Below are 11,716 nucleotides of genomic sequence, written 5' to 3' on the forward strand. Positions count from 1 at the left end.
TCAACAGCGGGCGCCCCGGTCCTGCCGCCGACCAAAGTCGGGCACGACCGTGCAAATTGCGTCCGCTCTTCGCGTACACTGGCAAGACCGCTCCTAAGGGCCGACGTTGTCCCGACTCGCAATCGATGACGTCAGGAGGCCCGATGGGTTACCCCGGACCGCAGCAGCAGGGCCTCTACGACCCTGCCTTTGAGCACGACGCGTGCGGGGTGGCCTTCGTGGCCGACATCCATGGTCGAAAGTCCCACGACGTCGTCTTCAAGGGCCTGTCGGCGCTGCGGCGCATGGACCACCGGGGCGCCCGGGGTGCCGAGCCCAACACCGGCGACGGGGCCGGCATCATGATCCAGGTCCCGGACGCGTTCCTGCGCGAGGTCGCCGGCGTGCAGCTGCCGCCGGCCGGCGCCTACGCGACCGGCCTGGCCTTCCTGCCCACCGACGACGCGGCCGCCGAGCGCGCGATGCGGGTCCTGGAGAAGTATGCCCTGGTCGAGGGCGCCCAGGTGCTCGGCTGGCGGGACGTGCCCACCGACGCCACCGACCTCGGCGCGACCGCGCTGGTCGCCATGCCGCGCATCCGCCAGGTGTTCGTGAGCGCGGAGCGGCTCGGGTCCCCGGGCGAGGTGCTGTCCGGCCTTGAGCTCGACCGGGTCGTCTACTGCGTGCGGAAGCAGGCGGAGCGCGAGACGCGCGAGCGGGGGATTCAGCTGTTCCTCCCGTCGCTCTCGTCCCGCACGATCACCTACAAGGGCATGCTCACCCCGGACCAGGTCGTGAGCTTCTTCCCCGACCTGTCGGACGAGCGCGTGACGTCGGCGATCGCCCTGGTGCACTCCCGCTTCTCGACGAACACGTTCCCGTCGTGGGAGCTTTCCCACCCGTACCGGATCATCGCCCACAACGGCGAGATCAACACCATCCGCGGCAACCGCAACTGGATGGCCGCGCGCGAGGCGCTGCTGTCGACCGAGCAGCTGCCCGGCAACATCCGCCGGCTGTTCCCGATCTGCACGCCCGAGGCGTCGGACTCGGCGAACTTCGACGAGGTCCTGGAGCTGCTGTACCTGGCCGGCCGGAGCCTGCCGCACGCGGTACTGATGATGATCCCGGAGGCCTGGGAGAACGACCCGCGGATGGACCCGCTGCGCCGCGCGTTCTACCGCTTCCACGCGTGCCTCATGGAGCCGTGGGACGGCCCGGCCAGCGTGGCGTTCACCGACGGCACGGTGGTCGGCGCGGTGCTCGACCGCAACGGCCTGCGCCCGGGCCGCTGGTGGCAGACGGCCGACGGCCTGGTCGTGCTGGCCAGCGAGGCGGGCGTGCTCGACCTCGACCCGGCGACCATCGTCGCCAAGGGCCGCTCGGCGCCCGGCAAGATGCTGCTCGTCGACACCGCCGCCGGCCGGATCCGCACCGACGACGAGATCAAGGCCGAGCTGGCCTCGGCCGAGCCGTACGGGGACTGGCTGCACGCCGGGCTCATCGAGCTCGACCAGCTGCCGGAGCGCGAGCACGTCGTCTACACCCACGACTCGGTGCAGCGGCGCCAGCAGACGTTCGGGTACACCGAGGAGGAGCTCAAGATCCTCATCGGCCCGATGGCCCGCGCCGGCGCCGAGCCGCTGGGCTCGATGGGCACCGACACCCCGGTCGCGGTGCTCTCCACCCGGCCGCGCCTGATGTACGACTACTTCACCCAGCTCTTCGCGCAGGTCACCAACCCGCCGCTCGACGCGATCCGGGAGGAGCTCGTCACCAGCGTCGCGGCGACGATCGGCCCCGAGGGCAACCTGCTCAAGCCGGGCCCGGCGTCCTGCCGGCAGATCGCGCTGCCGTACCCGGTGATCGACAACGACGACCTCGCCAAGATCCTGCACATCGACGACGACGGCGACCTGCCCGGCTTCAAGGCCGTCCGGGTCTCCGGCCTCTACCCGGTGCGCGACGGCGCGGTCGGCCTCAAGCGCCGGCTGGTCGAGATCATGCGCGGCGTGTCCGAGGCGATCGAGGACGGCGTGCGCATCCTGGTGCTGTCCGACCGCGACTCGACGGCCGACCTGGCCCCGATCCCGTCGCTGCTGCTCACCGCGGCCGTCCACCAGCACCTCGTCCGCGAGCAGACCCGCACCCAGGTGTCGCTGGTCGTCGAGTCCGGCGACTGCCGCGAGGTGCACCACGTCGCCGTCCTGGTCGGCTTCGGCGCGTCGGCGGTCAACCCGTACCTCGCCTTCGAGAGCGCCGAGGACCTCATCGCCACCGGAGCGCTGCCCGGCCTCGACCCGGAGAAGGCGGTCCACAACTACGTCAAGGCGCTCGGCAAGGGCGTCCTGAAGATCATGTCCAAGATGGGCATCTCGACCGTCTCCTCCTACTGCGGCGCCCAGGTCTTCGAGGCCGTCGGGCTCGACCCGCGGCTGGTCGAGCGGTACTTCACCGGCACCCCGAGCAAGATCGGCGGCATCGGCCTGGCCGAGATCCACGCCGAGATCGCGGTCCGGCACGCCCGCGCCTACCCGGCCAACGACGCCGAGCGCGCGCACCGGCGGCTCGAGGTCGGCGGTGAGTACCAGTGGCGCCGCGAGGGCGAGCTGCACCTGTTCAACCCCGAGACGGTCTTCCTGCTCCAGCACGCCACCCGGTCCCGGCAGTTCGACGTCTTCAAGAAGTACACCGCGAAGGTCGACGAGCTCGCGGGCCGGGCGGGGTCGCTGCGCGGCCTCTTCGAGCTGCGCACCGGCGTGCGGCCGGCCGTGCCGATCGACGAGGTGGAGCCGGCGACCGAGATCGTGAAGCGGTTCGCCACCGGCGCGATGTCCTACGGCTCGATCTCGGCCGAGGCCCACCAGACGCTCGCCATCGCCATGAACAACATCGGTGGCAAGTCGAACACCGGCGAGGGCGGCGAGGACGTCGACCGCCTCCACGACCCGCGCCGCCGCTCCGCGATCAAGCAGGTCGCCAGCGGCCGGTTCGGCGTCACCACCGAGTACCTGGTCAACGCCGACGACCTGCAGATCAAGATGGCCCAGGGCGCGAAGCCCGGCGAGGGTGGCCAGCTGCCCGGCAACAAGGTGTGGCCGTGGATCGCCAAGACCCGGCACGCGACGCCGGGCGTCGGGCTCATCTCGCCGCCCCCGCACCACGACATCTACTCGATCGAGGACCTCGCCCAGCTCGTCTTCGACCTCAAGAACGTCAACCCGGCCGCCCGCGTGCACGTCAAGCTGGTGTCCGAGGTCGGCGTCGGGACGGTCGCGGCGGGCGTGGCCAAGACGAAGGCCGACGTCATCCTGATCTCGGGGCACGACGGCGGCACCGGCGCGTCGCCGCTCAACTCGCTCAAGCACGCGGGCACGCCGTGGGAGCTCGGCCTCGCCGAGACGCAGCAGACCCTGCTGCTGTCGGGGCTGCGCGACCGGGTCAGCGTCCAGGTCGACGGGCAGCTCAAGACCGGCCGGGACGTCGTCATCGCGGCGCTGCTCGGCGCCGAGGAGTTCGGCTTCGCGACCTCGCCGCTCATCGTCTCCGGCTGCATCATGATGCGGGTCTGCCACCTCGACACCTGTCCGGTCGGCATCGCCACGCAGAACCCGGCGCTGCGCAAGAAGTTCACCGGCAAGCCGGAGTTCGTCGAGAACTTCTTCTGGTTCATGGCCGAGGAGGTCCGCACCTACCTGGCGGAGCTGGGCTTCCGCACGCTCGACGAGGCGATCGGCCACACCGAGCTGCTCGACGTCCGTCCGGCCGTCGACCACTGGAAGGCCGGCGGGCTCGACCTCACCCCGCTGCTGCACGTTCCCCCTCTTGCCGACGACGCCGTGCGCCGGCAGACCACCAAGCAGGACCACCGGCTGGAGCGCGCGCTGGACAACCAGCTCATCGCGGCGGTCTCCCCGGCCCTCGACGCCGGTGAGTCGATCAAGCTGGAGATCGTGGTGCGCAACGAGCACCGGTCCGTCGGCGCGATGCTCGGCGGTGAGATCGTCCGCCGGGTCGGCGGCGCCGGCCTGCCCGACGACACCGTGGACGTTACGTTGCGCGGCACGGCCGGGCAGTCGTTCGGGGCGTGGGTCCCCCGCGGAGTCACCCTCCGGCTGATCGGCGACGCCAACGACTACGTCGGCAAGGGCCTGTCCGGCGGGCGGCTCGTGGTGCGGCCCGACGAGTCCGCGCCGTTCGTCGCCGAGGACCAGATCATCGGCGGCAACACGGTGCTCTACGGCGCGACCGGCGGCCAGCTGTTCATGCGGGGCCGGGCCGGCGAGCGGTTCGCGGTGCGCAACTCCGGCGCCACCGCCGTCGTCGAGGGCGTCGGCGACCACGGCTGCGAGTACATGACCGGTGGCGCCGTCGTGGTGCTCGGGCCGACGGGCCGCAACTTCGCGGCCGGCATGTCGGGCGGCGTGGCCTACGTGTGGCGCCTCGACAAGTCCCTGGTCAACGCCGAGCTGGTCGATCTGCGGCCGGTGACCGAGGCTGCGGGGCTCCGCTCGCTGATCGAGCAGCACCTGGCCGAGACCGGCTCCGCGGTGGCCGCGCGGGTCCTGGCCGACTGGGACCGGTCCGTCGGAGAGTTCACCGAGGTCATGCCACGTGACTACGAGCGCGTGATGGAGGCGATGCGGGCCGCCGAGGCTGCCGGCCGCGATGTGGATGCGGCTGTCATGGAGGTGGCACGTGCCTGACCCGAACGGTTTCCTGCGGTACGACCGGCGGCTTCCGGCCCGCCGGCCGGTGCCGGTGCGGCTGCGGGACTGGCGCGAGGTCTACCCGCCGGCCTCCGACGAGCTCATCACCGAGCAGGCGTCGCGGTGCATGGACTGCGGCATCCCGTTCTGCCACGACGGCTGCCCGCTGGGCAACCGGATCCCGGACTGGAACGACCTGGTCCGCACCGGCGACTGGGACTCCGCGATCGAGGCCCTGCACGCGACGAACAACTTCCCGGAGTTCACCGGGCGGCTGTGCCCGGCGCCCTGCGAGGCGGCCTGCGTGCTGTCCATCGCGGGCGGCCAGGCGGTCACCATCAAGCAGGTCGAGGTCGAGATCATCAACCGCGCCGTCGCGGCCGGGCGGGTCACGCCGCGGCCGGCGCCGGAGCGCTCCGGCAAGCGCGTGGGCATCGTCGGCTCGGGTCCGGCCGGGCTGGCCGCCGCCCAGCAGCTCGCCCGGGCGGGGCACGACGTCACGGTGTACGAGCGGGACGACGCGGTCGGCGGGCTCCTGCGGTACGGCATCCCCGACTTCAAGCTGGAGAAGCAGCACGTCGATCTTCGTCTGGAGCAGCTCCGGGCCGAGGGCGTGCGCTTCCGGACCGGCGTGAATGTCGGTGTCACCATCTCCGTCGAGGACCTGCGGGCGTCGCACGACGCGCTGCTGCTGGCCTGCGGCGCGCTCGCCGCCCGCGACACGCCGGAGACGCCGGGGCGCGGGCTGCGCGGCATCCACCTCGCGATGGAGCACCTCGTCGAGTCGAACCGGGTCGTCGCCGGCAAGCTGCCCGCGCCGTCGGTGACGGCCGAGGGCAAGAACGTCATCATCATCGGCGGCGGTGACACGGCGGCCGACTGCCTCGGCGTCGCGCACCGGCAGGGCGCCGCGTCGGTGCTGCAGCTGGACCAGTACCCGGTCCCGCCGGCCGATCGGGACGAGGCCCGCGACCCGTGGCCGACCTGGCCGTGGATCCTGCGCAACTACCCGGCCCACGAGGAGGGCGGCGAGCGCGCGTTCGCCGTCGCCGTCACGTCCTTCGAGGGCGACGGCGCCGGCAACCTCCGCGCGGTCCGCATCGCCGAGGTGCAGGTGTCCAGGGTGGACGGTGTGCGTACCGTCAGCGTCGTCGAGGGCACCGAGCGGGAGTACCCGGCCGAGCTCGTGCTGCTGGCGATCGGCTTCGAGGGGACCGAGGAGGGCCCGCTGCTGTCGTCGCTGGGCCTGACCCGCAACCGGCGCGGCGGCATCGACAGCGGCTCGGACTGGCAGACGTCGTCCCGGGGCGTCTTCGTCGCCGGCGACATGCACCGCGGCGCGTCGCTCATCGTGTGGGCGATCGCCGAGGGCCGCGCGGCCGCGGCGTCGATCCACGCGTACCTGGGCGGCGACGGCGCGCTGCCGTCGCCCGTCGACCCGTCGGCCGTGGCCCTGTCCGCCTGAGCTGCGGCGCCTGCCCGTGCCGCCGGGCGGCCGATGATCGTGGGAAGAGTTTGGCTGTCCCGGCAGCCAGATCGTTCCCACGATCATGGACAACGGCCCGCGACCGCCGAACGTGGCGATGTGCCTCACCTCATGGCCGCGTGTGGCATCACCCGGTCGGGGTAACGCGGTGCGAATGCAGGAGACGCTCATCGACACGCTCGCGCCGCTCGGCATCGCGCTCGCGTCGGCGTTGCTGGGGTTGCTGGCGGTGGAGCTGTTGCACCGCGCGCTGCTACGGTTCGGCCGCGGCTCGGCGTTCCTCACCGAGCTGGCCAGCCGCGCCCACCGGCCGGTGCAGTTCGTCGTCGTGCTGTGCGCGGTGTACTTCTCGGTCCGCGACGTCGCCGAAGAAGCCAAGTGGCGCAACGCCTTCCTCCACGTCGACCAGCTCATCATCATCGGCGCGGTGGCCTGGCTGACCGCGGCCCTGCTGACGTTGGCCGAGGAGACGGCCCTCGCGCGGTTTCGCACCGACGTGCCCGACAACCGGACCGCCCGCAGGTTGCACACCCAGATCGTCATGGTCCGGCGGGTGACGGTCGCCGTCGTCGCCGTGCTGGCGGGCGGGGTGATGCTCATGACGTTCCCGCAGGCGCGCATCATCGGCACCAGCCTGCTCGCGAGCGCCGGCTTCGCGGGCATCGTCGCCGGTCTCGCCGCGCAGAGCGTGCTGCGGAACGTCTTCGCCGGGCTGCAGTTGGCGTTCAGCGACGCGGTACGGCTCGGCGACGTGGTCATCGTCGAGAAGGAGTGGGGGAGGATCCAGGAAATCACCCTGTCGTACGTCGTCGTGCACGTGTGGGACGACCGGCGGCTTATTCTGCCGACGTCCTACTTCACCGAGAAGCCGTTCGAGAACTGGACCCGGACGGAGGCCGCGCTGCTCGGCTCGGTCATGTTCGACGTCGACTGGTGGCTGCCGGTCCCCGAGATGCGCGAGGAGCTCCGCCGCGCGCTCGAGTCGACCGACCTGTGGGACGGCCGCGTGTCGGTCCTGCAGGTCGTCGAGGCCACCGGCAGCGCCTTGCAGCTGCGCGCCCTGGTCAGCGCCGAGGACGCGCCGAAGCTGTGGGACCTGCGCTGCTTCGTCCGCGAGCACATGGTCGCCTGGCTGCGCGACGCGCACCCGGCCGCGCTGCCGCGCCTGCGGACCGAGATGACCGCCGGGGTACCGCTGCAGGCCACGCTCACCGGTCAGACCCACACCACCGACAGCGACGCCCGGGTGTTCAGCCACAGCATCGACGGCCGGGCGCGCGCCGAGGCGTTCACCGGGCCGGAGTAGTCGCGATCCACGCGGCCACGAGCGCGACCATGACGGCCGCGACGAGCACCAGCGCCGGCCCGACGAGCGTCGAGGCCAGCACGAGGACGGCCGCTGCGGGCAGCAGCCAGGAGCGGCGCAGGTGCAGCACCCACAGCGCGACGAGGAGGATCGCCGTCGGTACCGCCACCGCCAGGCTGGCCGTCAGCCGCGACGTCGTCCCGTCCACCACGACGGCGATGCCGGCGCCGATCGCCGCGGCGGAGGCGAAGACGACGTAGTGCCCGTACCCCCAGGTGAACGCGTGCCGGTTGTCGACCAGCCGGTGGTGGGCGGGCTCGTCGAAGTACAGCCACCAGAATGCGAACACGATGACCAGTCCGCTGAGGGCCACCCACCAGTGCCGCTCCTGGACGAACCCGGCCTGGACCGCCAGGGTGGTCGACAGGATGATTTCGCCGAGCACGATGATGAACAGCAGGCCGTATCGCTCGGCGATGTGGTGCGGGTGCCACGGCGTGCGGACGCCGCGCTCGCCCCACAGCGGCACGGCCAGCTCGAGGCCGACCATCACCAGGAACAGCACCAGGTGCAGGGTGTCGTGGGTGAGCAGGATCAGCCCCCAGCCCACCATGCAGGCGCTGACCCCGAGCGCCATGCGCCGCGCGGTGCGCCGCCGCCGCGGGTCGGCGTGCGCGGCCCGCAGCCACTGGGTGACCAGCCCGGCCCGCATGATCACGTAACCCAGGGTCACGATCCCGTAGTCGCCCTCGAACGCGTTCTCCACCCCGGCGGCGAGCACGAGCACGCCGGCGATCTGCACGAGGACGGTCAGCCGGTAGGGGACGTCGTCGGTGTCGTACGCGGACGCGAACCAGGTGAAGTTCATCCAGGCCCACCAGATGGCGAAGAACACCAGCAGGTAGGCCACGATGCCGTGGGCGACGTGGTGCTCGCTGATCGAGTGGTGCAGCAGCCGCCCGGCGACCGCGATCGCCACCACGAAACACAGGTCGAACAGCAGTTCGAGCGGCGTGGCGACGCGGTGTTGCTCGTGCTTGTCGCGGGGGCGCATGGGTCGACGCCACTCGGGGGTGGTGGACATCGGACCAGTATCAGGGAAAGCGGCGGTGGACAGCGTCTCAACTGATGGCGTGACCCTGGGTCACCTGACGGCTGCCCCAGCGACAGCGCTAGCCTCATGGTGTGACTCGACGCGCCAAAATCGTCTGTACCCTCGGTCCGGCCACTTCCTCGGCCGAGCGGATCCGTGGCCTCGTCGACGCCGGGATGGACGTCGCGCGGCTCAACTTCAGCCACGGAAGCCACGAGGACCACGCCTCGGTGTACAACCTCGTCAGGGAGGCCGCCGCTGCCGCCGGCCGCTCCGTGGGTGTCCTCGCAGACCTCCAGGGTCCCAAGATCCGTCTCGGCCGCTTCGCCGACGGCCCGCACGAGTGGCGCACCGGCGACACCGTCGTCATCACGAGTGACGATGTCGTCGGCACCGCCGACCGTGTCTCCTGCACGTACAAGAAGCTTCCCCAAGAGGTGAAGCCGGGCGACCGCCTGCTCATCGACGACGGCAAGGTGGCCGTCGAGGTGACCGGCGTGGCCGGGAACGACATCACCGTTCTCGTCACCGAGGGTGGCCCCGTCTCCAACAACAAGGGTGTCTCGCTGCCCAACGTCGCCGTCAGCGTGCCCGCCCTCTCTGACAAGGACGCCGAGGACCTGCGCTTCGCGCTGCGCCTCGGCGCCGACTGGATCGCCCTGTCGTTCGTGCGCTCGCCCGACGACATCAAGCTCGTGCACGAGATCATGGACGAGGAGGGCATCCGGCGCCCGGTCCTGGCCAAGGTGGAGAAGCCGGAGGCGGTCGCCGCACTGGAGCCGATCGTCAACTCGTTCGACGGCATCATGGTGGCCCGCGGCGATCTCGGCGTCGAGATGCCGCTGGAGCAGGTGCCGCTGGTCCAGAAGCGCGCGGTGCAGCTCTGCCGCGAGCAGGCCAAGCCGGTCATCGTCGCCACCCAGATGCTCGACTCGATGATCGAGAACGCGCGGCCGACCCGGGCCGAGGCGTCCGACGTCGCCAACGCGGTGCTCGACGGCGCCGACGCCGTCATGCTGTCCGGCGAGACCAGCGTCGGGCGGTATCCCATCCTCACCGTCTCCACCATGGCGCGCATCATTGCCACCACCGAAGGTGGCTCGCTCTCGGTGCCGCGCCTGCAGCACGACCCCCGCACCAAGGGCGGTGCGCTCACCAGCGCCGCGTCGAACATCGCCCGCAACATCGGGGCGAAGGCGCTCGTCGCCTTCTCGCAGACCGGCGACACCGTGCGCCGGCTGGCCCGTTTGCACTGCGAGCTGCCGCTGCTGGCGTTCACGCCGGAGCCGACGGTCCGCAACCAGCTCGCGCTGAGCTGGGGCGTGCAGACGTTCGACGTGCCGTTCGTGGAGCACACCGACGAGATGTTCAAGCAGGTGGACCTGGCCCTCGTCGACCTGCCGTGGCTCGCGCCCGGCGACGACGTGGTCATCGTGGCGGGCTCGCCGCCCGGCACGCCCGGCTCGACCAACACCCTGCGCGTCCACCAGCTGGGAGCACTCTCACAGGGCTGAGTCCGCGGAAGTTCCGTAGATTGGCCTGGTGACTGAGCTGGTGAGCGGGCAGGCGGCGGTCGACGCCCTGGTCCGCCTTCTCGACCTGCAAGCGCTGGGGGACGACCGGTTCCTGGGCAACAGCCCGCCGGACGGCCCCCAGCGCGTCTTCGGGGGGCAGGTGGCCGGCCAGGCCCTGGTGGCCGCCGGCCGCACCGTCGACCCGGCCCGGCACGTCCACTCCCTGCACGGCTACTTCGTGCGCGGCGGCGACCCCACCGAGCCGATCACGTATGCGGTGGAGAACATCCGCGACGGCCGCTCGTTCTCGGTCCGCCGCTCGGTGGCGTACCAGCACGGGAAGGTCATCTTCTTCATGTCCGCCTCCTTCCACCACGAGGAGGAGGGCCTCGACCACCACGAGCCGGCCCCGATCGACGTGCCGCCCCCGGACGAGCTCCCGACGATGGGCGAGCGCCTCGCGCGGTACCCGGACCGCATGGACATCTGGGCCACGATCCCGCGCCCGATCGACGTCCGCTACGTGGGCGAGCCCGGCTGGGTCGCCCCCGGCGCCCGCCCGGCCGAGGACTGCCAGCGCGTCTGGATGCGCATCGACGGCAAGCTCCCCGACGACCCGCTCCTGCACGCGTGCGCCCTGACCTTCGCGTCCGACCTGACGCTGCTGGACGCGGTCCTGTCGACGCACGGCGCGGTGTGGGGCCCGGGCGGCTTCGTGGGCGCCAGCCTGGACCACGCGATGTGGTTCCACCGCGGCTTCCGCGCCGACGAGTGGTTCCTCTACGACAGCACGAGCCCGTCGGCCTCCGGCGCCCGCGGCCTGGCGACCGGCCGGATGTTCACCCGGGCCGGCCTGCACATCGCGACAGCCGTCCAGGAGGGCCTGTTGCGACGCGTGGGAGGATAGCCGTATGCGCCTTTCTGCCCGGGTAGATTACGCGTTGCGAGCGGTGGCCGAGCTGGCCGCCGCCTCGTCCGCGTCGCCCGAGACACGGCTCGTGACCGCCGACCGCCTGGCTTCGGCGCAGCAGATCCCTCCGAAGTTCCTGGAGAGCATCCTGCTGCAACTGCGCCGCGGCGGCGTGGTGGTCGCCCAGCGCGGCCCCGAGGGCGGCTACCGCCTGGCCCGCCCGGCCGCCGACATCTCCCTGGCCGAGATCATCCGCGTCATCGACGGCCCGCTGGCCAACGTCCGCGGCCAGCGCCCGGAGGAGCTGGGCTACATCGGCGCCGCCGCCGCCCTGCAGGACGTCTGGATCGCCCTGCGCGCCAACGAACGCCTGATCCTCGAGACGGTCACCATCGAGGACGTCGTCACGGGCGAGCTCCCGGAGCGGGTGCGCGACCTGGTGGCCGACCCGCGAGCCTGGGTCTGAGCCGTTCGGGACTCGGGTCCGCGCAAGTTACGACCGTCGCTCCCGCCAGACACCGCTCGTGGTGCCGCGACAATCCGTCCCGGCCCCACGGACGCTGCCGTCGCCGTCGTCCCAAGGGCCCGCGGGCGGCCGCCCGCGCGTGACGTCCGCGGCGGCCGGCCTCCGCGCTGTTCTTGCGGTCCGCGCCTGGCCGGTCCGCGCCTGGCCGGTCCGCGCCTGGCCGGTCCGCGCCTGGCCGGTCCGCGCCTGGCCG

General features: G+C 71.9%; 7 protein-coding genes. 6 read left to right on the forward strand and 1 reads right to left on the reverse strand.

Annotated features, from left to right (window positions below):
- The first annotated feature begins 143 nt into the window (after positions 1-143).
- The 3 genes from gltB (at position 144) to IEZ31_RS39960 (ending at position 7,480) form a co-directional block, all read left to right on the forward strand.
- Positions 144-4,685, forward strand: a complete 4,542-nt coding sequence (gene gltB, locus IEZ31_RS39950; RefSeq protein ID WP_373294762.1) for a glutamate synthase large subunit — start codon at positions 144-146, stop codon at positions 4,683-4,685.
- On the forward strand, positions 4,678-6,153 hold the full coding sequence (locus IEZ31_RS39955) for a glutamate synthase subunit beta (protein ID WP_190255317.1): 1,476 nt from the start codon (positions 4,678-4,680) through the stop codon (positions 6,151-6,153). Before gltB ends, IEZ31_RS39955 begins: the two co-directional genes overlap by 8 nt.
- A 175-nt stretch (positions 6,154-6,328) precedes the next feature.
- Positions 6,329-7,480 carry a mechanosensitive ion channel family protein gene (locus tag IEZ31_RS39960; RefSeq protein ID WP_190255351.1) on the forward strand — a complete coding sequence of 384 codons (1,152 nt, stop codon included), beginning with the start codon at positions 6,329-6,331 and terminating at the stop codon, positions 7,478-7,480.
- Here IEZ31_RS39960 and IEZ31_RS39965 read toward each other — a convergent pair.
- Complete coding sequence (locus tag IEZ31_RS39965) at positions 7,464-8,564, reverse strand: low temperature requirement protein A (RefSeq protein ID WP_229836357.1); 1,101 nt, start codon at positions 8,562-8,564, stop codon at positions 7,464-7,466. The genes IEZ31_RS39960 and IEZ31_RS39965 overlap by 17 nt on opposite strands.
- A 101-nt stretch (positions 8,565-8,665) precedes the next feature.
- Here IEZ31_RS39965 and pyk point away from each other — a divergent pair, with 101 nt between their 5' ends.
- The 3 genes from pyk to IEZ31_RS39980 are packed head-to-tail and all read left to right on the forward strand — an operon-like array spanning position 8,666 to position 11,463.
- A complete protein-coding gene (pyk, locus tag IEZ31_RS39970) occupies positions 8,666-10,087 on the forward strand; it encodes a pyruvate kinase (RefSeq protein WP_190255318.1) in 1,422 nt (473 codons plus the stop codon).
- A gap of 37 nt (positions 10,088-10,124) precedes the next feature.
- On the forward strand, positions 10,125-10,994 hold the full coding sequence (locus IEZ31_RS39975) for an acyl-CoA thioesterase (RefSeq protein WP_373294763.1): 870 nt from the start codon (positions 10,125-10,127) through the stop codon (positions 10,992-10,994).
- A gap of 4 nt (positions 10,995-10,998) precedes the next feature.
- The gene (locus IEZ31_RS39980; protein ID WP_190255320.1) at positions 10,999-11,463 is read left to right on the forward strand and encodes an RrF2 family transcriptional regulator; all 465 of its coding nucleotides are present in this window, start codon (positions 10,999-11,001) and stop codon (positions 11,461-11,463) included.
- Positions 11,464-11,716 lie beyond the last annotated feature (253 nt).

The organism is Dactylosporangium sucinum (assembly GCF_014647515.1).
Taxonomy (GTDB): Bacteria; Actinomycetota; Actinomycetes; order Mycobacteriales; family Micromonosporaceae; genus Dactylosporangium; species Dactylosporangium sucinum.

Coding starts and splice junctions, on each gene's coding strand:
- gltB (WP_373294762.1), top strand. CDS start 144: ATGGGTTACCCCGGACCGCAGCAGCAGGGCCTCTACGACCCTGCCTTT.
- IEZ31_RS39960 (WP_190255351.1), top strand. CDS start 6,329: ATGCAGGAGACGCTCATCGACACGCTCGCGCCGCTCGGCATCGCGCTC.
- IEZ31_RS39965 (WP_229836357.1), bottom strand. CDS start 8,564: ATGTCCACCACCCCCGAGTGGCGTCGACCCATGCGCCCCCGCGACAAG.
- IEZ31_RS39980 (WP_190255320.1), top strand. CDS start 10,999: ATGCGCCTTTCTGCCCGGGTAGATTACGCGTTGCGAGCGGTGGCCGAG.